Raw genomic sequence first — 21,377 nt, forward strand, 5'->3', positions numbered from 1 at the left:
CTCCGTCCCGCTGCGCGAACGACTACAATGGGCCCAAGGCTTGTCTGCCCTTTTCCTCTGGCAAGGGAGCGGCATTGCCCAAACAAGCAGACTCTAGCGACCACTGCAGTGAGCTGAGGGACTCGAGGACATGACCTGGCGCAGCAACATCACTCCCAGCGAAAGGCCTCCGGCCCCCTGGCGCGAACGGCTGTGGGGATCCCTTCCTTACCTTCTGCCTTTGGTATCGGCTCTGCCCTTGGGCTTTGTCCCCTCGGGGCTGTTTCAATCCCTGCCAGGACTGATCCCTATCTTTCTACCGCTACTGCATTTGTTGCCTCTGGTCACGGGCTGGCTGGGGATGGGGCTGTTCTTTGCCCTCCTCTTTTTCGTCATCCGCAACGGCCGCATCGCCCACTTTGTTCGCTTCAATACCATGCAGGCGCTGCTGCTCAACATTGCCCTGTTCTTGGTGCAAGTGCTGCTGCAGGTGTTGGGTAGGCTCCTTGGCAGCCTAGCGCTAGGGGCAGTGGGCAGCATTTTGGCCAACACTGCCCTTCTGGGAGTGATGGCTGTTACTCTCTACGCTTGGTCCCAGAACCTGCGTGGCCGCTACGCCGAGGTGCCGGTGCTCTCTGAGGCTGCCTATGCTTGGATTCGCTATTAGTTCCTGGCCAAGAGGGAGGTAGGCCCAAGGCTGTCTGTCTGGCTAACGCCTGCTACAGAAGCTGGAAGTTGACCTGCGGCCTGGAGTGGAGCTATCGAAAACATCTGCCCGGTGCGCGAAAGGCGGGCTCTTGGAAATGGTGAAAGCGTTACGCCAACCGGGGTTGTTGGTCGGGCTTGCGCTGCTGGCCGGAGTGTTGGCCCTGCTCTGGCCAATGCTGCAGCAAGGCTATCCCATGACTCACTCCACCCACTTCAACCTCAGTTGGGCCTTTCAGTATCAGCGCCAGTTTTTCGGCGGGCAGTTTTACCCCCGCTGGCTGGAGTACTCCAACTTCGGCTACGGCAACCCCACCTTTGCCTTCTACCCGCCTTTGTGTATGGTAGCCACCCTGCCCTTTCGCGCCCTGGGGCTGGACCTGCCCGGCTCTTTGGTGGCCAGCATGGGTCTGGCGATGGCGGTCTTTGGGCTGGGGCTATACGTTCTGCTGCGGCAGGTGCTTCCTTGGGCTTTGACGCTGGTCTTGGCCCTGCTGAGCATGGCCGGCCCCTATTGGTTGGTGGATATCTACCAACGGGGTGCAATTGGAGAAGTTTGGGCCATTGCCGTCTCCCCCTGGGTTTTCTGGGCCTCGCTGCAGGTGATTTGCCGGCCTCAGTCCCTCTGGCCGATCGGGGCTTTGGCTCTGAGCTATGGCCTACTAGCGCTCTCCCACCTGCCCACTTTGCTGATTTTTACTCTGGTTTGGCTGCCTCTGCCGTGGGTGGTGGGGGGAAGGGATCCCTTCTGGACTAGGGTGGGACGCTGCTACCTGGGATTTGGTCTGGGACTGGGGTGGGCGGCTTTTTATTTGCTGCCGGCTTTCTGGGATCAGCGCCATGTCCAGGTGGATTTTGTCAACTTTGCCGAGGAATACATGCCCCAGCATCGCTTAATGCTGAGCGGGCTAACTCAGCTTCAGCCGCGCTGGACGGAGCACTGGTTTGAGAGCAACCTGGTCGGGTACTGGGTCTGGATGGCAGCGGTTGTGGTGGGCGTTGGGATCTTAGTTTTTCTAGAATGGCTGGTCCGCCGGCCGGGGGGGAGTTTTGATGCGGCTGGATCCCTTGCCAGAGCTACCTTGCTCTACAGCTTTGGGGCTAGCCTAGTGGCGCTGCTGATGACGACGGATCTGCTGGCTTGGCTCTACGAGTGGTTTCTGCCCCTGCGGCGCATTCAGTTTTCCTGGCGCTGGATGGCAGTGACGGCGGTAACCGTGCCCTGGCTTTTGGGGTCTCTAGCGGGTTGGGGATGGGGGCAAAGGCGCCTGCGGCTTCTCTTGCTGGTGGGGATCGGACTAGCTATGGGGGTGCAAACTTGGCAGGGCTTTCAACTCTTGTCCAAGGCCGGCTTTGATCCGCAGCTTGTTCAAACTTTTCAAGAGCTGGCTACAGCTAAGCAGTTTCCTAAGGAGCCCCAAGAGAGGCCCGGCATTGCTTTCTTGCACCTGCACTGGCGCTTTCCCGATGGGCTGGCGCTGGTGGATGCGCAGGAATACCGGCCCCGCCAGGCCACGTTGCCTATGCCGCCCCCGCAGGTGGATCCGCTGCTGCAGTGGCAAGGCGAGCTGGGGGATCCAGCTGCGCGGCTACAGGTGGAAGAGTGGCGCTATGGCTATCGCCGCTTTCGCGCCATCAATCCCACCACTCAAGATCAGCCCGTAGTCTTGCGCACGTTTTACTATCCCGCTTGGCGGGTTCAAATTGATGGACCGTTTAGGGCTGCCGAACACGACGGGTCGGGGCTGTTGCAGGTACGGATTCCCCCGGGAGAGCATCGCGTGAAGGTGCGCTACCTGGGCACGGCAGCCGAGTGGCTGGGCTGGATCCTGACCGGTGTAGCTGGTGTGCTGCTAGTAGAGCTGCGGCGGCTTGTGCGTTGGTTGAGGTTGACCAAGGCGGCGTAGGCCCTGGCGTGCCACTCTTCTGGAGCGGACTTTTCTTTCTTCCTGCTTCCGCAACCGGCTACTACCCCCCAGAGGGATCTCCCCCGGCTCGAGCTGACGGTAGTTGCCCCTTGCTCTTGAGAGAGCAAGCTGGGAAAGGATCCCCCTCTAGGGCTGGGTAGAACGTCAATTGAGTTTCTCTTGGGCCTGTCTCCCGGCAGAGGGAGCTTTTCTTCGCTACCCTGGAGCTAGCTAGGTAAGCAGGGGGATTGGCAGCAATGAGCCACTACGAAGGGCGTCCTGCCCAACTCGGCTTCCTCAGGGAGGGAGAGCAACGCCCCCGCCGACGACGTGGCCAGGCCTTGCAGGTGGGAGTGCTTGGCTTCTTGGTGGGATTGGGGCTTGTGGGAGGAGCCTGGTGGTACAGCAGGGGGCCGCGGCAAACTCTTTCCCTGTATTGGCTGACCGCGGCTGACAACTCTATCTACTACGTGCAGCAGGAGCGCTCCCTTCGCGCCTTCGACGCCCAAGAGGCCATTCGTAGGGCTCTGGAGGAGTTGATCGCTGGACCCAAGGATCCCCGCCTCACCACCGCTATTCCTCCCCAGACGCGGGTACTGGATGTACGGGTGGAAGGCGACGATATCTTTTTGAACTTCTCCCCCGAATTTACGCAAGGGGGGGGATCCACCGCAATGATGGGTCGGATTGCCCAGGTACTCTACACGGTTACTAGCCAAAACCCTAATGCACGGGTTTGGATCTCCGTGGAGGGACAGGCCCTCGAAGTGCTAGGGGGAGAAGGGCTGATTCTTGACCAACCCTTGACGCGGGCCTCGTTCTTGCCCAGTTTCCCGCTTCCGGCAGAATCCAAGGCAGAGCCGTCAGCCGCATCGGCCTCTTAAGCAGCCATGCTCTCTGGAGTGAAGCTGTCTCCAGCGTCCGCCCTTGGCCAACCAACGGTGAAGCTGGGCCAAAAGGTGCTACTGGTAGACCCCACCTCCGGAAGAACACCTGCGAAAGACTTCATAGGCCAGACTCATTTTCCAGCCGCTCGAGACTAGCGGGGTTGGGATCCAGCTTCAGGGAGTAGAGGCCGTAACAGGCCAGCAGCCAATTGAGAAGACGAGCTGCAATGCGGGCAGTTGGTCGCGTTGCCGAGCTTACCGCCACCCCTCCCAGGGAAACGCCGACCACAGGACGAGCAGCGAAGATGGCCTCACAAGTTTGTAACAACCGAAACCAGCTCAGCCCCCCTGGCTCTGGGTGGTGCACTGCTGGTGCTAGCGAGGGATCCAGCACGCTACAGTCCACCACCAAAAACACTGGCTGCTCCGGCAAAGCCTCGACGACCTGCTGCGGATCCCAGGCCTCTTGAGCCCAGAAAATGGGGCTGTGGTGGTCTCTTAGCCAAGCGTAGGCGCGGGCACTGCTGCTGCGCAGCCCCACGTGCACTACCGGCAGGCCGTGCTGGTAGAGCAGCTCTACCCAAGCGCCGTTGCCGTAGCTCATATCTTGATCTGGCTGGGTCATCTCTATGGGGGGCATGAAGTTGGCATGAGCGCTGCAATGCACCACACTGAGACTCAAGTAGTGCTTCCAAAGGGCACGAATGGCCCCCCAACTGGCTGCTAGAACCGAAGGCAACAAGACCGGCCACTGTTGTCGTCGCCAGGCCTGGGTCACTGCTGCCTCACACAGGCCATAGGGTGGCTCATCCATCAGCCCCGGCAACTGCGCCACCGCCAGCTGATCCACATCGATCCCCAAGCGCGGCTCAAAAGCACACAGTTCTGCGCCTGCATTGAGGATGGTCAACGGAGCTTGGGTATCCGGGCCAAAGGCAGTGGGAATGAGGAGAACCCTGGCGCTGGACTGGGAGCAGGGATGGAGAGACCACTGGGCCATAGGCGGCGTTTCTGCTTGCCAAAGGGGGGATCCCTACCAAGTTACTCGACCCCGCAGTTGCTCCATCTTGGCTGGGCCGATGCCCTTAACGCGCTGCAGATCCTCCAAAGAAGAAAAGGGGCGGGCCTCGATAATCCGTTGCGCCAGGTCTGGGCCGATGCCAGGCAACTGCTCCAGTTCGGCTGCCGTGGCTGTGTTCAAGTTAACGCGAGGGGGACTGGGGGTAGCTAGCGAAGGGGAGGACCTCGAGGTGGCCTCTAGCAGCTCCGGCTCTACTGTGGGGGAAGTAGGGGCAAGCGGAAGGGGGTTGGGGCAGCGGCGGGCTGCTTCCTCTACTTCCTCCCGCAAGCGACGGCTGGGGCCAAAGCGGGCCTCGGCCAGGAGCCGCTCGAACTCTCGCACAAAGTGATCCACCACCTGCCTATTGCGGATAATCAAGAGGTTTTCGTCGTTGAGGTGGTTGGCCGAGACTGACCAGTTGTGGGAGCCGGTGATCACCGTGGCCTGGGGGGTGCCGGGATCGAGAATAGCGAACTTGTGGTGTAGCTTGTCGCCGGGGGCGAGGTTGGGTATGCCTATGGCTAGGGGGGGCTGCTGCCAGGGCAGGCGGGCCGGATCCAGGCGGCAGTTTTCGTCTGGAAGCGCCAACCCCCACATCTCTAGGGTGCGGCTGTAGTCGCGGAAGGCAAAGCCAGGATCGAACAGGCCGCGGATCTCCACCTTGCGCTCCTGGTGCAGTTGCCGGAGCTGGTTGGCAATGCCGGAGTCGGTAAAGACAAACAGAGCCAGATCCACCCGCTTCTGCGCTTGGGCCAGGGTGGCCGCAATAATGCCATTAGAAGTAGCTTCATAGGGCAGGGAACGACTGGCGGGGGAAAAATGCACCTCCACGACGGCGTCGTCAATCAACACCGTCTGCAGGGGTCGCTTGCGCTTTTGCACGCCAAAGCGGCTATCGGGCAGCCCTCCCGGCCCGTCCCCCCACATGAGGTTGAACTCCTCCGTATAGATGCGGGCCAGCTCGGGGCTATCCAGTAGCAGCAGGTGGTTGGCATTGCCCACGCTGCCAGGAGCATCGAAATCCCCATGGATATCGGAGAGGGTGAAATTGGCTGAGCCAGTCAGCACCCGCTGCCCGTCGATAACCACGAACTTGTGATGCATCAGGCCGCTGCCCTTGGAGCCGTCGGCGGTGTCGTCCAGCCAGGGCACCTGGCCTCTATCCAGCAAGGCGTACACATCCCGGCTGGCGACCTCCTCGGGGGAAAACCGCCCGTCCCGGTTTACATCCACCAGACGGCGATACTCTTCGAACTTTTGACGGCTGCGCTCGTCCAGCGCCTGCACTTCGGCAGGGGTCAGCCGGTGCCAGGCCCGCACGTAGGTGTTTTCGGTAATCACGCGCACTGGGATCCCGGCCTGCCGCCGCTCTGCAAGGGCCTGGGCGATGAGGGGCAAGTTTAGCTCCTGTACCGCCACATCCACCGACCGCCGAGCGGAACGAATCTGGGAGATAATCAACTCCTCCAGGTTGTAGCCGTAGCGGTGGATCTGGCGATAGGGATCCCGATAAGTGCTCTCGCGGCTTTGGTTAAACGCCACCCGGATGCGAGGGTGCTGCGGCAGAGGGGCCAGGGTGGGCAGCTCTGGTTCTTGGGGAGAGGGCCGAGGGCCTACCCAGTAGCCAACTGCTACCAGGATCAACAGCAGGGCGGCCCAGGGCAGCCAACGGCGCAGTTGCCGCCACCAAGACGGGATCCGGTTCATCCCCTTTTCCCCTTGCAGCAACCCCCTTCAGAATACCGAACTTTTCCGAAAAACTGGGCATAAAGCCCCGTCCCACTGCTCTGTGCTCTATGTTCGAGCCCCCAACGGCATCACCTCAGTCATCGCCAGAGCTTTGGGGCAATAAGATAAGTCTAGCGGTTGATTGAGGAGGCCCGGCGTGGAACGGCCCAAGTGGGTAGCCATTATCACGGGAGTTCTGGCCATTGCTCTGGGGGTGGGCTATTTGTTGCTGGCGCAGCTATTGGATTACCGCGGGGGTAAGTTCTTGCCAGCGCCGTCGGAGCCACCAGGGGTCTTGAGCGTCTTGGCAGGGATCCCTGGCCTGAATTAGCTGAGAGCAATTGACTGTATGCTCAGCTACAGCACGCCCCCTGCTCAAGAAGCGGCTGGGGGGAGATAGGGAAACATTTGGGCAGACGGGGAGTTGGCATAGTGTTGTCGCGCTCCACTTGGCTGTGGCTATTGACAGGGCTAGGACTAGTGGCCTTGAGCCAGTACCTGCAGTGGGTTGGCGGCATCCACGGCTCTATCGCCTCCTACTCGGAACCGCTGGCCGACCTGACCGTGGCCGGCATTCTGGGAGGAACAGTAACGGCAGGACTGGTGGTGCGCCACTGGTGGCAGCAGGTTTGCCGAGGACAAAGGGAGCCCACCCCAGGGGCCAAGCCGCGGCGGCGGGTTAAGTTGACGCGGGCTCAGGTGCAGGCAGATCTGCAGGATGTCGATTCCCTTATCCAGAAGTTGCAAAACGACATCAGCCGCCGTGCCCTGCAAGCCAAGAAACAGGAGATCGATCGGCGGCTGGCTGAGGAGGCATTGCACCTGGTGGTGTTTGGCACGGCTTCTGCTGGCAAAACCTCTCTCATCAACGCTCTGCTGGGGCGGCCGGTTGGGGAAACTGCCCCCACTCTGGGCACCACCCAGCAGGGCTCCGTTCACACCTATCAACTGGAAGGTTGGAACAGCCCCATTTACCTCACCGATACCCCTGGGCTATTGACCATCGGCGGTGCCGGCGAAGCAGAGGCCCGCGCCCTCGCCCAGAAAGCGGATCTGTTGATTGTGGTGGTGGCCGGGGATCTGCTGGCTTCAGAATACGCGGAGCTGCTGGAGTTGGCTCGGTTGGGGAAAGCCACTATCCTAGCCCTCAACAAGACGGATCAAATGCTGCCGGAAGATGTGGAGACCGTCCTAACCCACCTGCGCCGCCGCACTGCCGGTGTCATCCCTCCTGAGCAGGTGGTGGCCATTGCCGCTGACCCCGAGCCCTTGAAAGTCCGCTACTGCTTCCCGGACGGATCCCGTCAGGAGACCTGGGAGCCCCAGCCCCCTGATACCGCCGCCCTCATCCAGCAGATGGCCCGCCTACTGCAGCAAAAGGGATCCCATCTGCGCCTAGCCAACGCCCTGCTGCAAACCCGAACCTTGAGCGAGGCTGTCCAGCAAGCCCTGCGGGAAGAGCGCTGCCAACGGGGCCGCCAGATCGTGGAGCGGATGCAGTGGGCAACAGCTGCAGCTCTGGCGGTAACCCCCCTCCCTGCCTTGGATGTCCTGGCGGGGGTGGCCATTCAGGCCCGCATGATTGGAGAGCTGCACCAAGTCTTCGATCGCCGCATTACCCTGCAGCAGGCTCAGGCAATTGCTCACCGGTTGGCCCAAATGATTGTGCAACTGGGCGGACTGGAGCTAGCTACCCATGCCTTCAGCTCTGCCCTCAAAGCCAGCCCCTGGATGCTCATGGGGATCCCTCTGCAGGCAGCTAGCGGGGCCTATCTGACGCGGGTGGCGGGGCTCAGCTACCTGGAGTGGCTGCAGTCAGGGGATCCCTGGCAGGAGGAGCTCCTGCAAGAGCGGCTGAGGCAGCAGCTCCAGAACGGCCATCCCCTCGCTTTTTTCAAACAGTTAGCTCGCCAGGCCCCCTCCAGCTCCAGCAGCTAGCCGAAGACTTTTCCAAGAACCCGCTAGGAAACCAGCAGGGCTGACGGGACTGGGCGGATTTGAACCGCCGACCTAGCGCTTAGGAGGCGCTTGCTCTATCCAGGCTGAGCTACAGCCCCAGGTCAGGTACCTCACTGATACTAGCAGAGAGGCTAGGGGGTATCGCCGCAAGGCTGCCGAGCAATAGCGTTCTTATGGAATTGCCGGAACAAAGGCTTTGCTTTCTGACATAAAACCCAACGCGGCGGCTCACCCCAGTAGTACTCTTTTTTCCAAATGGGCAAGCGCTCCTTGATTGCATCAATGATGTAACGTGCTCCAGCAAAAGCGGCGCCGCGATGTTCAGCTGTAGCACCAACCCAAACCGCAATATCACCAATTGCAAGATGACCCTGGCGGTGACAGGCAACAGCACCGCAGAGGCCAAACTTGGCGTGGGCTTCTCGGAGGATCTTCTCGCCCTCCTTCTGGGCAAGGATCTCGTAGACTTCGTACTCCAAGCTGAGAACAGGTTTGCCCTGGCTGTGGTTGCGTACCCAGCCCTCGAAGGTTACTAAGGCACCCGCTGTGTTATTGACGAGCAAACGACTGAGTTCAGCTGGCTGGATGGTGCTATCCACAATTAGAAAACGCAGCATTTAGCCCCCACAAACTGGTGGAATGAAAACTACCAAGGCACCTTCATCTATCGGCCTAGTCAAGTCACAGAACTCATGATTGACAGCAACCTTAACGTCCTCCGCTGCTAGCGAAAATCCATACTTTGCTTGCAGCTGCTGATAGAGCTCTAGGTAGTTTGCTGCACTGGTTTGCAGTACTTCGCTGCTCCGCTGAGCCTGTTCCCGCAGCACTGCTACATATTGAATTGTTACGGTCTTACTTAGGACAGATTGAGTTACCATGGCTGCAACTACCCCAAACCGATTGGAAAGTGGCATACTCCTCGGCGGTATTGACGTTCATGAGCTCGACCTCATGGTTGGGGGTAACTAGGGTGCAGGGCTGCCTGCTGAGGATTTCCACAGGGCAGTACACCCCTTCCGCGTAAGCCCTTTCGAGTACCGCTGCAGCTTGAGGAGTATAGATGGCGCAAAGAGCTTCCGGGAAGCCGCGCTCGGGGTTAACATAGCAAGTTGCGATTGTTTCGGCTTGGTAGTGATCCAGCAGCTTTTGGATTGTTTCTGACCGAAGGTTCAGTAGATCACAGGCAACAACCAACCAGTTAGCTTCAGGATGAGTATTCAAGGCAGTCAATAGGCCACTGATCGGGCCAACGCTTTCTACTAGATCTGGTAGTGTGGGCAAGAGCTCTAGAGCTGTGCCCGACCACTGACCGGCACGCGCTGACAAGTAAACCTGCTGGCAGTAGGGCTGCAGCAGTTCATAGAGATAGGCGGCGTGGGGTTTGCCAAAAGGGTTCAGCAGCGCTTTATCGCGACCCATGCGCTTGCTACGTCCCCCTGTGAGCACCAAGCCATAGAGGGGACGTTCCAGGAGGGCGTTTTTGCCGCCGGACTTAGTTACTAGGCGGGTCTCCTGGATGCAGATATGGGGCGACACCGACTTGCACATGTCATAGATTGTCAGCGCTGCTGTTGCCGCACCACAGAGAGCTTCCATTTCAACCCCTGTCTTAGCGCTGGTCTTGACAGTGCAGTGGATGGTTACAAGCAAGTGATCATCAATTGTGATATCAAAGGTGCAGTCTTCAACAGGGATCTGATGACAAAAGGGGATCAGCTGGTCAGTTCTTTTAACAGCCATTGTACCGGCAATGGTTGCTGTCTGAAATACCGGTCCTTTTTTCAGGTGGATATCTTGGCCAACAACATAGGATCTGAGAGCAGGTGGCAGTTGAACTCTTGCCCGTGCTGTGGCCGTTCGCAAAGACACCGATTTGTGGCTAATATCTACCATATGCGGATGGCCTTGAGCATTAAGATGGGCCCATGTACGATCAGCTTTGTCCATAGAGCTAGCCCCCTAAGCCGTACATTGGGTGTGAGACCTGCTCAACCCGGCGCAGTGGTTTCATCCCCAAAAGCTGCTGGTAAATTTGCTGACGTTGGCCTGGTGTTTTGTCTCGAACCGAGAGACCCTCCTCACTAAATAGGCAGGCAAAGAGACGACCATCAGCTGTCAAGCGCCACCGGGAACAGCTGCTGCAGAAGGGCTGAGACTCAGAGGCAATAAATCCAACTTTAACATTCTCGTCGATTGTAAAGTAAAACGCTGTCGAATCAGGTGCCGCTGGAAGGGGGGTTAGAGTATAGCGTTCTTGCAGACGGGCAATGCACTCTTGTGCTGAAACGTAGTGTTCTTCATAGAGAGAGTTGGCATAGCCGACCCGCATCAGCTCCAGAAAGCGAACTGTCACGCCTGTCTTGCGGGCAAACTCAACGAAATCAAATAGCTCGCAATCGTTGATCCCCCGCATTACAACCGTATTGACTTTGAGGCTAAATCCCCGGGCAATACCCTCCTGGATATTACGGAGAATATCCGCCAGGCAGTCGCGACGGGCAATTGCAGCTTGGGTGGAGGGCTGTAGGCTATCGAGGCTAACATTAAGGTTGAGAACGTTGGCAGCCTTGAGAACGTCCCAGTAGCGGTGGAGCAGCAGGCCATTGGTTGTTAGGCTAAGGGACGGGATCTTCAGCTTGGCAAGTTCCTGAATGACTTCATCAAAGTCTTGCCGAACCAGAGGCTCACCACCTGTAATGCGAACTTCTTCAATGCCATAGTCCAGCAACTCGCCAATAATTTCTTTGTATTGCTGCGGAGTTAAGTAGCTACTTTTGTCCAGAAATTCTGGATGCAAAGGCATGCAGTAGCGGCAGCGAAGGTTGCATTGATCGGTTAGAGAAACCCTTAGCTTGCGAATGCGACGATTCCATTGATCCACTAGCTGCATCTTAGTACCACGGATAGAATTGGATGCTTTGCTCGGGGCTGAGGATAGCTTGAGCCGGGGGTAACTCTACAAAGCCATCGCTGTCTGTTAGAGCGATGAAGTCTCCGGAGTTGTTAGGCATAATCGGTGTAAAGACTCGGTTGGCGCTCATCTTAACGGGCACAAAAAGAGTGAGATTGGGTTTGAAGGTAATGACTTCACTTAGGTGCCCAGAGTCAGTGTTACGGTTGAGGAGATAACGATGCAAACATACAAGAGCTGAGATGGGGTTGCCTGGGAGGCCCCAAACTATAGTATTGGCCTGATGGTCGATGCCAAACCACATTGGCTTGCCTGGCTTTTGCGCCACGCCGTGGATGTAGGCAGTAACACCACAGCTTTGCCAGATGGCCGGCAAGTAGTCACACTTTCCCCTTGAAACACCCCCAGAGTAAATCAAGAGGTCGTAGTTTGGGGTATTGGCTTGGTAGTGGGTGGCAATGGCAGCAGGATCGTCCGGAAGGTGATCGGTCTCAACCTCGGTATACCCGTAGGCAAGAAGAGCCGCTCGGAGGGCCTCAGCGTTGGAGCGCCGCAGTTGGTAGGGTGCAGGGGTCTGCTCAATGGGAATCAATTCGCTGCCAGTTGCCACAACTTTGATGCGAGGAGTCCTCTCAACTTGGATGCGGCTGTAGCCAAAGGAGGCCAAGATCCCGACGTGGATGCTCTTGAGGGTAATGCCGGGGCGGAGAACCAGCGCTCCTGCAGAACAATCGCTACCTTGGGGATGAACAAAATCACCCCTGTTGCGTTCGACTTCCTGGATGATGGTGGCAATTCCTCCCTCGATACGAATTTGCTCGTAGGGAATGACGAGATCACTACCCAGCGGCAGGGCACAGCCAGTCATCACTTCCAAGCACTGCTGCGGATCGGGCAGGGTGGCAGGGCTTGTCCCCGCAGGGGCTATGCCTGCAACGGCAAAGCTTCGCTGCCCAGCAGCATAAGCGGCATAGTTGATGGCGATACCGTCCATCAGGACCCGGTTAATTGGCGGGTAGTCCCGATCGGCGTAGATCGGCTCTGCCAAAACCCGGCCCACACAGCTTGCAATCGGGATCGACTCGGTTTTGGCTGGCAGCCAGTGGTCTTTAATAATGGCTTCAGCTTCCTGGACAGTGACCATAGGTGTGGGGTGCGGAAAATTCCTGAAAGGCGGGTAGGAAATTGCGGTTTTCGTGGCCAGGGCGACTGAGCTTAATGAGGGCAAAGCGCTGCAACGGGGTCAGCTTTTGCCATAGCTCAAGAGTCAGCACGACCCCCTTGGCTGCCGCCTGCTCAAGAACGCAGTCAGGGATGGTGGTAGCGTCTTCCCAGGCAGGGTTTGGATCAACAGTTACCTCAGCGGCCTGCTCTTGGCAGACACTTTCGATAAGGTGAATTAGGTAGGCGCGGTAGGCAGCTCGGTTGTCAGCGGTATCCGTTGGCAGGTCAACCAAACTTTGGCGCTGCTGGTAACTAAAACGCAGCCACTGATGTAACTTGAGCTTGATGCCGCACTGATCGAGCTTTAAGCGCACGATCATGGGAATGCAGCGAAGGCTGTCGGCAAAGTCTTGCTCAAACTTGAAGATCATTTTGGTGGCAGCTCGATGCGACTAAGCTTGACGGCACAGGCTTTGAGTTCAGGTTGCTTTGAGCTGGGGCAGGCAACCGGGTGGGTGAGAGCGTTACAGCTTGTATCATTGCCCCACAATGCCCCCCAGTGCATGGGCATGAACACTGTGCCAGGGCTGATGGCGCAGGTAATTTTAACCGGCAGGGTAGCCTTGCCGCGCCGTGATTCAATCCTCACCCAGTCACCCTCAGTTAGCCCTACCTTGCTGGCATCGCGGGGATGGATTTCGAGAAAGGGTTGGGGGTGCATTGCTCGGATTTTGGCGACATGTCCAGTGCGGGTTTGGGTGTGCCAATGGCCATAGAGACGTCCTGTGGTGAGGATGTAGGGATATTCAGGGTCGGGCGGTTCGGCAAGGCCGCGGGAATGGCTGGGGATGAAGCGGGCACGACCTGTGGGCGTTGGGAAACGGTGATCGGTATAGAGGTTGCGGGTCTCCACTGAACCTGTGCGCGGATATGGCCATTGCTGAGGCCCCTGGCGCAGGAGCTCATGGCTGAGGCCAGACTGATCGCAGAGACGCCCGGCAGTTAGACCCACATATTCGGCAAAGACCTCAGCGCTATCGGCAAAGTCAAATGCCTTGGCAAAGCCCAGGCGGCGGCCTACTTCCGCCCAAATTTCCCAATCAGCCCGCGCTTCACCAGGAGGGTTACGCCAAGCTGGACAGAGGGTAACGCGGCGCTCCGAATTGGTCATGGTGCCTGTCTTTTCGCCCCACTGGGCAGCAGGGAGTACCAGATGGGCATAGGCAGTGCTTTCGGTGGGGAAGTAGGCGTCTTGGACAATCGTAAAGGGCGACCGCGCCAGAGCTGCTTCTACCCGACGTAGATCAGGCAGGCTCACCAGAGGATTGGTGGCGGCAATCCAGAAAATATCGAGGGCATCGGCTTCGAGGGCACGGATCATCCCCAGCGCATCAAGGCCAGGTTCAGGGTTAATTGGGCCAAGCTGCCAGTGCTGCTCCACTGCTGCCCGATCCTCTGGATTCGTAACCTTGCGGTAGCCGGGCAATAGATGTGCCAAGCCGCCCGCTTCTCGACCGCCCATAGCATTGGGCTGACCTGTTAGCGAAAAGGGCCCTGCCCCTGCAAACCCTATCTGGCCGGTGAGCAAATGGAGATTGATGAGGCTGGTCACCTTGGCCGTGCCTTCGCTGGACTGGTTAAGCCCCATCGACCACATGGAAAGCGTTTTCTGCGACTGCTGCCACAGTCGCGCAACAGCAAGTACCTCCTCAACTTCTAGGCCACAGCGGCTGGCTACTTGCTCAGGGGTGTAGTCGGCAACCAGGGCAGCATAGGCTTCAAAGCCTTCGGTGTGCTGGGCAATGAAGTCATGGTTGATGGCGCCCCACTGAATGAGTAGGTGAGCAATGCCATTGAGCAAGTCAATATCGCTACCTGGAGTAATCCTCAGATACAAATCGGCCTCCTCAGCCGTCTGCGTACGACGGGGATCCACCACAACAATCTTTAGGCTTGGGTCGCTTTTGTGGCGCTTGCGCAAGCGATTGAACAGAATTGGGTGGCATTCAGCGGTATTGGTGCCGATCAAAAAAGCCAGCTCGCAGCTATCGAGATCCGTGTAGCTACAGGGGGGGCCGTCCGAGCCGAGACTCTGGCTGTAGCCCTCTACGGCAGAAGACATGCAGAGGCGGGAATTGCTGTCGAAGTTATTGCTTCCTAGACACCCCTTAAGTAGCTTTTGGGCAATGTAGTAATCTTCGGTTAGCAACTGCCCTGAGCCGTAGATGGCAATCCTTTCGGGAGAGGTCTGGCGAATGCGCTCGACAATTAAATCCAGCGCTTGATCCCAGCTCACCGGCTGGAAATCCTCGCTGAGGCTAGGGCGATAGAGAGGCACCGTAGCCCGATTGCAATCGAGGGTTTCCAGGAGAGTCGCACCCTTAACGCAAACCATGCCCTGGCTGGACGGATGAGCTCGATCGCCGCGAATTTTTGTGCCGTCGGCCAGGATTTCTAGGCCACAACCAACCCCACAGTAGGGACAAAGGCTGCGTACGTTATCCATGTTCCCCCTCTGTTGTTACTTGGCTTGGTGTGGGCAAGGCGGCCGTAGGGAAAGAAGCTAGGGGTGTTGGGCCTAAGGCCTGCTTATCTAGCTGTCCTTGCCGCGGTTCTCACAAGTTCCAACGCCCCAGTCTAGAGACATTGACCTGGAACTTTTGTAGCTTGCGTTACTTTTTGCTCCTCACTATGCGGAAACATCATAGGAGGAATGCTTGAGCAGCATAGCCACCTCCTGCCAACTGCGGCTAGGTCTCTAGGCAAAGCAAGGGAGAAACAGGCAAGGAGTGCTCCTAAAGGCTCCGTCCTGCTAGACGAGGCGAGGAAAGTTTTAGGTCTGTAAAGGGCAACCTGAGATCAAGCTGCATAGGGGAGAAAGGCCCCCGAGTCGTTTGCACTTGGATACTGACGCTCCAAAGGGGAAGCAGACGCTGCTATGAGCTGACTTTCTCTTCATAAAGCCTATCTAATGCTCTGCCGTCGAGCAACTAAAGCTCCGCACGTCATGACCTTGATCAAGCTGCTGGCGGTAATCGTAATTGTCGGCATTCTCTCTGCTATTAGCATTCCCAATTTTCTTAACCACATTCGCCGTTCCAGAGTTGCAGAAGCCTAGACAGCTCTAGCAGCTATCGGCGGTGCCTCAGAAGTTTTCCGAATGGACTTCATGGTTTATCCTCCTGCCTACGCCGATATTGAATTTGGCGGGATCCACAGGGATCGCTATTTGCAAGATCCTTGGCAAGCCCCCAACTATCGTCTTCCTGAAGTTGTTCCTCCCACTGCCAGCTCAAGCGGCGTTCGTTGGATGACTGAGTCTCACACACATACAACTGTTAGTGGGGATCTCCTGCGCTGCGACCTTGGCTTAGGGGATCGCCAGCAAGAGGTTTTGGCCTCTGGCTACGACCTGCGCAGCTCTTGCAACCTCTATCGCTAGGAAGACAAGACTCGGGCAACTTGAGCTTGAGCTGCCGACTAGCTGTTCCATCGATTGGCCGGTTCTTAACCTGCTCGACAGGTGTTATCTTGAAAGCGCCTGTGAAAGGGGAAGCGGAGCTTTGGCCAGTAGCCTGCTGATCCGCAATGCCGAGCTGGTGGTACCGGAAGGGGATCCCTGGGTGGGAGATGTGCTGGTGCAGGAGGGGCGGATTGCCCAGATTGGCCAACATCTCTCCACAGAAGGGGTGGCTAGGGTCATCGAGGCCGAGGGCCATACCCTGATGCCGGGGGTGATCGATCCCCAGGTTCACTTTCGCGAGCCAGGCCGCGAGCACAAAGAAGACCTGCAGACGGGATCCTGGGCCTGCGCTCGCGGTGGGGTAACTAGCTTTTTGGAGATGCCCAATACAGATCCGCCAACAATTGACCAGAGAGCGCTAGAGGACAAATTGGCGCGGGCTGCCAGCAAGTGCGTCGTCAACTACGGCTTTTTCATTGGAGCCACTGCCGATAACTTAAAGGAGCTGCAACGGGTGCAAGGAGCCTGCGGCATCAAGATCTTCATGGGATCCATGCATGGTCCGCTACTGGTGGATGATCAGGCTGCTCTAGAGAGGATCTTTGCCGAAACGGATCCCAACCTGGTCATTGCTGTCCACGCTGAGGATCACGCGCGGATTCAGGCCCGCCGAGCTCTTTTTGCCGGACGTACGGATGTGGCGGTTCACTCCCTCATTCAGGACGAAGAAGCAGCCTTGATTGCCTCGCGCCGAGCTCTAGACTTGGCCACCCGCTACCGCCACCGCCTGCACATTTTGCACCTCTCCACTGGCCTGGAGGTGGAGCTGCTGCGCCAGCACAAGCCAGCCTGGGTCAGCGCTGAGGTCACCCCCCAACACCTGCTGCTGAGCACTGCCGATTACGCTCGCCTAGGATCCCTGGCCCAGATGAACCCGCCGCTGCGGGATCCCGCCAATTTGGAGCAACTCTGGCAGGGACTGCACGACGGCATTCTGGACTGCATCGCCACCGACCATGCCCCCCACACCCTGGCCGAGAAGGCCCAGCCCTACCCCCACTCCCCCTCTGGCATGCCTGGGGTGGAGACGGCCTTGCCCCTGATGCTGACGGCCGCGCAGCAGGGCCGCTGTACCCTACACCAGGTGGTGCAGTGGATGTGCGAGGCGCCGGCCCGCCTCTACGGGATCCCCAACAAGGGGCGGCTGCAGGTGGGCTACGACGCCGACCTGGTGCTGGTGGATCGGCATACGCCCAAGCCAGTGCGACGGGAAGAGCTGCTGACCAAATGTGGCTGGAGCCCCTTCGAGGGCTGGGAGTTGGTGGGCTGGCCGTTGCTAACCATTGTGGGCGGGCAGATCGTCTTTCAAAACGGCCAGGTGGATCCCTCGGTGCGCGGCCAGGCTCTGACATTTTGCCGCTAGCAAGTAGAGGTAGATCCCCCCTCGCCCTAGAATAGGCTGCATGGACAATCAGCCGACAAAACCAACCTCTGCAGCCCCAGCCGTTCTGGTGCTTGCCGGCCTGACCGGAGCAGGGAAAACTTTGGCCATTCAGCAACTCGAGCAACTGGGCTACACCGGCCTGGAAGGGATCCCGCCTGCCCAGGTCATCCCCTTGGTTGAAGCGATGCGGCCTCACCACGCCGCTTTGGCCATGAGTTTAAATCTCCACGCCCAGGAGTATCGGGAGCAGCTCCCCGAGCTAGATGCCTGGATGCGAGCCCAGGGGATCCCTTTCCTGTTCCTAGAAGCCCGGCCTTCGGTCTTGCTCAAGCGTCTTAGCGCCCACCGTCGCCCCCACCCCCACCACACCGGTGGCGGCCTGCTGGAAGCCATCGAGCAAGAAATCCGCGAACTAGCCCCCATCCGGCAGCGCTGCACCCACCTGCTGGATACCTCGGAGCTCAATAGCCAACAACTGCGGCAGCAACTGCAAGCCTTGGTGCAGGGGCTCCCCCAACCTCTCAACCTGCGGCTAGTGAGCTTTGGCTTCAAGTACGGCATTCCTCCTGAGGTCAACCTGCTGTTTGACGTGCGCTTTCTGCCCAACCCTTTCTTTCAGCCCCATCTGCGCCACCTCACTGGCCAGGATCGGCTGCTGCAGGAGTTTCTCTTTGCTGATCCGCTGACCCAGTCCACCTACCAGCAGATCTTTTCCCTCCTCCGGGCCTGGTGGCCCCACTATCGAGCAGAACGGCGGCCTCACCTAACCGTCGCCATTGGCTGTACCGGCGGGCAACACCGCTCCGTGGCCCTGGTGGAACGCTTGGCCCAGGATTTGCAGCCTTGGACCCTTCCTGCCAACGGCTCTGGCCTGCCCGAGCTCAACCTCCAGATCCAGCACTGCCATTTGCTGGAGTCGCAGCGGGATCTGGAAGCCTGCTTTGGAGCACCGCCTGCTGGCCCCAGCAAGGAGCAGCCAGAGGCTAGGATCCCTTTGGCCGGCGTTCTTTCCCATGAGTAAACCTGAGCTCCGCAACAAGTCCCCCATCCGGGGACCTCGCCGCCGCAAGGCTGCCTGGTGGCGAAGTGGCTGGAAATGGCTCTTCCCTGGCCTGGCGGTCAAACGCTGGCTGAGCCTGGCCGTGGGAGGCGTACTCCTGATGCTGCTGGGCATTGCCATTTGGACGGAGCTGACCCCCATCTTTCGCCTGAAGCGGCTAATCGACATTACCCTGCGCTGGATCACCACCTGGATCCCGAACAACATCAGTGGTCCCTTGGTAACCGGGATTGGCTTGGTGATGGCGGTGCTAGGTTTTCGCAGCGCCCTGCGCTCCATCGAAGATGTGCTGATCCCGGAAGGGGACGAAGCGCTGGTGGATAAGCTCCTATCGCATCGGCGGCTAAGCCGTGGCCCTCGCATCGTGGTGCTGGGGGGTGGCACCGGCCTCTCCAACCTGCTGCGGGGGCTGAAGCACTACAGCTCCAACATCACCGCCATCGTTACCGTGGCCGATGACGGCGGCTCCTCAGGGCGCCTGCGGCGGGAGATCGGCGTGTTGCCCCCTGGCGACATCCGCAACTGCCTCACGGCCTTGGCCAACGAGGAAAAGCTCCTCACCGAGCTGTTCCAGTACCGCTTCCAGGCGGGGGAAGGGCTGAGCGGGCATAGCTTCGGCAACCTGTTCATCACCGCCCTCACCGCGGTAACCGGGGGCGACCTGGTCCGGGCCATCACCGCTACCTCTCAGGTTTTGGCCATTCAGGGACGGGTGCTGCCGGCTACTCTAGCCGATGTCACCCTCTGGGCCGAGTTAAGCGATGGCCGCCGCGTCGTGGGTGAGTCCAACATCACCAAAGCTAGGGGGCGCATCTGCCGCATTGGCTGCGATCCCCCCAACCCTCCCGCCTTGCCCGAGGCAATCGAGGCTATTGAGAAAGCAGAGTTGGTAGTGCTGGGGCCGGGCAGCCTCTACACCAGCATCATTCCCAACCTCCTCGTCCCTGAAATTGTCGAGGCCCTGGCCAGAAACATGGCGCCCCACATCTACGTGTGCAACATCATGACGGAGCCGGGGGAAACCGACGGCTACACCGTTGGGGATCACGTCATGGCCTTGGATCGGGTGGCGGGCCTGCGCCTGTTCGATGCCGTCCTAGTGCAACGGGATCCCCCCTCCCCTCGCACCCTGGAGCGTTACCGCCGCAACGGCTCCGAGTTTGTGGTTTTGGACCCGGATAAACTGGCCTACTTGGGCTGCCGGGCCGTTCTGGCCAACGTCATGCAAGAGGATCCTGAAACTGGCTTGGTGCGCCACAACCCTGAGCGCCTAGCGGCAATGCTGATGCGCTGGTTCGACAGACACCGCTAAGCCCTCCTGTAGCTCCTAGATTCTTCCATGCGGGGGAGGAGGAAAACTTCCCGGCGATGCCGCTTCGCTAGCAACGACTCACCCCGACGGATTTTGGCCACCCTGGGCCCTTGCAGGACCGGGGCTATGGAATTTCCGGGAGAAATTTGTGGCAGCAGGTTTAAAAGTGGGCCAGGATCGAGGTGAGGGATCCCAAGTTACGGCGCAGCATTCCAGGGAAATCCTGGCAGGCTGTTAGCTTTGGAGGTTAGGCGCCAATGGTAAGGTTGTTCTCGTCCCTCTTTAGCAGGACGGGTGGGGTTCGCCTTCCTCAGCCCTGTGCCGAGAGTGGCTTGGATCCCTGGGCTGACCAACGGGAACGGATGGTAAGGGAGCAGATCCTTCAGCGCGGGATCCGGGATCCCCGGGTGCTGGAGGCGATGCGCAAGGTGCCGCGTCACCTTTTTGTTCCCCCCGAGCTGCGGGATCGCGCCTACAGAGATTGCCCCCTGCCCATCGGCTACGGCCAGACGATCTCTCAGCCCTATATCGTTGCCTTTATGACCGAGGCAGCCCGCCTCACGCCTGAGTCGGTGGTGCTGGAAATCGGCACTGGTTCCGGCTACCAGGCGGCCATTTTGGCTGAGCTGGCCCGACAGGTGTACAGCGTGGAGCGGCTGCCTCCCCTAGCCACCCGCGCTCAGCAAACTCTGGCCTCCCTTGGCTACCGCAACGTGGAGGTGCGTCAGGGAGATGGCTACCAGGGCTGGCCGGAACACGCCCCCTACGACGCCATTGTGGTTACAGCCGCACCCCCAACCGTGCCGACAGCGCTTCTGGATCAACTGGCGGTGGGAGGTACCCTAGTGGTACCGGTAGGCGAAAGCAAGGCATCCCAGTCCCTGCTCATTCTCCACAAAACGCCGGAAGGAGTGGTGCAAAAGGAAGCTTTCCCCGTGCAATTTGTGCCCATGGTCTAGGGCAGGGGTTAGCAAAGGCCGCGATCTGACTAGGAAAGCGATAAGCTGGAGGAGCTGAGGCAACCACTGCAGCTATGGAGCCAGCGGAAATTGCCGCCCTAAAAGAGCGCATCAGACGTATTCGCGAGCGCCGGCCCGTCCTGGTCAAGCTTTTGGAAAGGCCGGATCTCGGGGACTTGCGCGTCGATGTCAACCAAGCCTTAGAGGAGATTGACGAGCTGCTGCAAGAGTTCGAGCAGACCTTTGGCCCCCAGGACTAGCCCTTCTTGGTAAGCTCCTGCAGTTGGGCCAAGACCTCGGCGCTGTGCCGGTAGGGGTTGACGATTGGGTAAATAGCCCGCAGGATCCCATCGGGATCAATGAGAAAGGTGTTGCGCAGGGCCATATCCCCCATCCACGAGCCGTAGGCGCGGCTAACCGTGCCCTGGGGATCCGACAGCAAAAGAAACTGCAGCCCCTCTGCTAGGCAAAAACGGCGGTGGGAGTCCACCGAGTCGGCGCTTACGCCCACAATCTCCGCTCCTAGGGCCTGGAACTTGGGCAGATCCTGCTGGAAGCGGCGGGCCTCGATCGTACATCCGGCAGTGAAGTCGCGGGGGTAGAAGTAGAGCACAACCCACTTGCCGCGAAAATCCGCCAGGCGCCGCACCTGGCCCGACTGATCTGGCAGTTCAAACTCTGGCGCTGGGGCCCCAATCGAGGGCAGGGGAGTAGTGCCCCACTGGGCAAAGGCAGCCTGAGTCCCTCCAAAGCTAACCAGCAAAGCTGCAAACAAAGCTACAAATACGGCCCCCCAGCCCCTCCTGCTTACGGTCTCAACGTCCACGGCAACGCCT

At 59.0% G+C, this 21,377-nt stretch carries 22 protein-coding genes and 1 tRNA gene; 12 read left to right on the forward strand and 11 right to left on the reverse strand.

The window, feature by feature from the left end; all coding sequences use genetic code 11:
• Nucleotides 1-130: 130 nt before the first annotated feature.
• The 3 genes from NW860_RS00635 to NW860_RS00645 all read left to right on the forward strand — a co-directional run bounded on the left by NW860_RS00635 (nt 131) and on the right by NW860_RS00645 (nt 3,475).
• Nucleotides 131-646 carry a Tic20 family protein gene (locus tag NW860_RS00635; RefSeq protein WP_414511913.1) on the forward strand — a complete coding sequence of 172 codons (516 nt, stop codon included), beginning with the start codon at nt 131-133 and terminating at the stop codon, nt 644-646.
• 136 nt (nt 647-782) lie between these two features.
• Entirely contained in the window at nt 783-2,591 is a 1,809-nt protein-coding gene (locus NW860_RS00640) for a hypothetical protein (protein WP_414511914.1), read from the forward strand.
• A gap of 257 nt (nt 2,592-2,848) precedes the next feature.
• The gene (locus tag NW860_RS00645) at nt 2,849-3,475 is read left to right on the forward strand and encodes a GerMN domain-containing protein (RefSeq protein ID WP_414511915.1); all 627 of its coding nucleotides are present in this window, start codon (nt 2,849-2,851) and stop codon (nt 3,473-3,475) included.
• A 121-nt stretch (nt 3,476-3,596) separates the two neighbouring features.
• Here the strand turns inward: NW860_RS00645 and NW860_RS00650 are convergent, their stop codons facing one another.
• Complete coding sequence (locus tag NW860_RS00650) at nt 3,597-4,478, reverse strand: arginase family protein (RefSeq protein WP_414406286.1); 882 nt, start codon at nt 4,476-4,478, stop codon at nt 3,597-3,599.
• Nucleotides 4,479-4,511: 33 nt separating this feature from the next.
• Nucleotides 4,512-6,245: a phospholipase D-like domain-containing protein gene (locus NW860_RS00655; RefSeq protein WP_414511916.1), complete on the reverse strand. Its 1,734-nt coding sequence runs from the start codon at nt 6,243-6,245 to the stop codon at nt 4,512-4,514.
• Nucleotides 6,246-6,423: 178 nt separating this feature from the next.
• Here NW860_RS00655 and NW860_RS00660 point away from each other — a divergent pair, with 178 nt between their 5' ends.
• Nucleotides 6,424-6,597: a hypothetical protein gene (locus NW860_RS00660; RefSeq protein ID WP_414406288.1), complete on the forward strand. Its 174-nt coding sequence runs from the start codon at nt 6,424-6,426 to the stop codon at nt 6,595-6,597.
• A gap of 101 nt (nt 6,598-6,698) precedes the next feature.
• The gene (locus NW860_RS00665; protein ID WP_414511917.1) at nt 6,699-8,204 is read left to right on the forward strand and encodes a YcjF family protein; all 1,506 of its coding nucleotides are present in this window, start codon (nt 6,699-6,701) and stop codon (nt 8,202-8,204) included.
• A 44-nt stretch (nt 8,205-8,248) separates the two neighbouring features.
• Here NW860_RS00665 and NW860_RS00670 read toward each other — a convergent pair.
• The 8 genes from NW860_RS00670 to NW860_RS00705 form a co-directional block, all read right to left on the reverse strand.
• Nucleotides 8,249-8,323: transfer RNA gene (locus tag NW860_RS00670), tRNA-Arg, on the reverse strand.
• 33 nt (nt 8,324-8,356) lie between these two features.
• Nucleotides 8,357-8,842, reverse strand: a complete 486-nt coding sequence (locus tag NW860_RS00675) for a molybdopterin synthase catalytic subunit (protein ID WP_414511918.1) — start codon at nt 8,840-8,842, stop codon at nt 8,357-8,359.
• The gene (locus tag NW860_RS00680; protein WP_414511919.1) at nt 8,843-9,142 is read right to left on the reverse strand and encodes a MoaD/ThiS family protein; all 300 of its coding nucleotides are present in this window, start codon (nt 9,140-9,142) and stop codon (nt 8,843-8,845) included.
• The gene (gene moaC / locus NW860_RS00685; RefSeq protein ID WP_011429090.1) at nt 9,081-10,175 is read right to left on the reverse strand and encodes a cyclic pyranopterin monophosphate synthase MoaC; all 1,095 of its coding nucleotides are present in this window, start codon (nt 10,173-10,175) and stop codon (nt 9,081-9,083) included. The genes NW860_RS00680 and moaC overlap by 62 nt, the downstream gene beginning before the upstream one ends.
• A 4-nt stretch (nt 10,176-10,179) precedes the next feature.
• Nucleotides 10,180-11,118: a GTP 3',8-cyclase MoaA gene (gene moaA / locus NW860_RS00690; RefSeq protein ID WP_011429091.1), complete on the reverse strand. Its 939-nt coding sequence runs from the start codon at nt 11,116-11,118 to the stop codon at nt 10,180-10,182.
• 1 nt (nt 11,119) lies between these two features.
• Nucleotides 11,120-12,283 (reverse strand): molybdopterin molybdotransferase MoeA, encoded by a 1,164-nt coding sequence (locus tag NW860_RS00695; protein WP_414511920.1) that lies wholly within the window; start codon nt 12,281-12,283, stop codon nt 11,120-11,122.
• Nucleotides 12,261-12,734: a nitrate reductase associated protein gene (locus NW860_RS00700; protein WP_011429093.1), complete on the reverse strand. Its 474-nt coding sequence runs from the start codon at nt 12,732-12,734 to the stop codon at nt 12,261-12,263. Before NW860_RS00700 ends, NW860_RS00695 begins: the two co-directional genes overlap by 23 nt.
• Complete coding sequence (locus tag NW860_RS00705; RefSeq protein ID WP_414393104.1) at nt 12,731-14,809, reverse strand: molybdopterin oxidoreductase family protein; 2,079 nt, start codon at nt 14,807-14,809, stop codon at nt 12,731-12,733. Before NW860_RS00705 ends, NW860_RS00700 begins: the two co-directional genes overlap by 4 nt.
• Before the next feature lie 501 nt (nt 14,810-15,310).
• On the opposite strand from NW860_RS00705, the gene NW860_RS00710 reads away from it, so the two are divergent.
• From NW860_RS00710 to NW860_RS00740, 7 genes are all read left to right on the forward strand, one after another.
• On the forward strand, nt 15,311-15,421 hold the full coding sequence (locus NW860_RS00710; RefSeq protein ID WP_414393106.1) for a type IV pilin protein: 111 nt from the start codon (nt 15,311-15,313) through the stop codon (nt 15,419-15,421).
• Between the two features lie 42 nt (nt 15,422-15,463).
• Entirely contained in the window at nt 15,464-15,745 is a 282-nt protein-coding gene (locus tag NW860_RS00715; RefSeq protein ID WP_414393108.1) for a hypothetical protein, read from the forward strand.
• Nucleotides 15,746-15,866: 121 nt separating this feature from the next.
• Nucleotides 15,867-17,189: a dihydroorotase gene (locus NW860_RS00720; protein WP_414511921.1), complete on the forward strand. Its 1,323-nt coding sequence runs from the start codon at nt 15,867-15,869 to the stop codon at nt 17,187-17,189.
• A 40-nt stretch (nt 17,190-17,229) separates the two neighbouring features.
• Complete coding sequence (rapZ, locus tag NW860_RS00725) at nt 17,230-18,231, forward strand: RNase adapter RapZ (RefSeq protein ID WP_414511922.1); 1,002 nt, start codon at nt 17,230-17,232, stop codon at nt 18,229-18,231.
• Complete coding sequence (locus NW860_RS00730; protein ID WP_414406236.1) at nt 18,224-19,582, forward strand: gluconeogenesis factor YvcK family protein; 1,359 nt, start codon at nt 18,224-18,226, stop codon at nt 19,580-19,582. Before rapZ ends, NW860_RS00730 begins: the two co-directional genes overlap by 8 nt.
• A 362-nt stretch (nt 19,583-19,944) precedes the next feature.
• Nucleotides 19,945-20,541: a protein-L-isoaspartate(D-aspartate) O-methyltransferase gene (locus tag NW860_RS00735; RefSeq protein ID WP_414511934.1), complete on the forward strand. Its 597-nt coding sequence runs from the start codon at nt 19,945-19,947 to the stop codon at nt 20,539-20,541.
• Between the two features lie 74 nt (nt 20,542-20,615).
• Complete coding sequence (locus tag NW860_RS00740) at nt 20,616-20,801, forward strand: hypothetical protein (RefSeq protein WP_414393115.1); 186 nt, start codon at nt 20,616-20,618, stop codon at nt 20,799-20,801.
• On the opposite strand, the gene NW860_RS00745 is transcribed toward NW860_RS00740, so the two are convergent.
• Nucleotides 20,798-21,367, reverse strand: coding sequence for a peroxiredoxin (locus NW860_RS00745; RefSeq protein WP_414393117.1), 570 nt, complete (start codon nt 21,365-21,367; stop codon nt 20,798-20,800). The genes NW860_RS00740 and NW860_RS00745 overlap by 4 nt on opposite strands.
• Nucleotides 21,368-21,377 lie beyond the last annotated feature (10 nt).

Source organism: Synechococcus sp. F70.1, from assembly GCF_047502745.1.
Classification (GTDB): domain Bacteria; phylum Cyanobacteriota; class Cyanobacteriia; order Thermostichales; family Thermostichaceae; genus Thermostichus.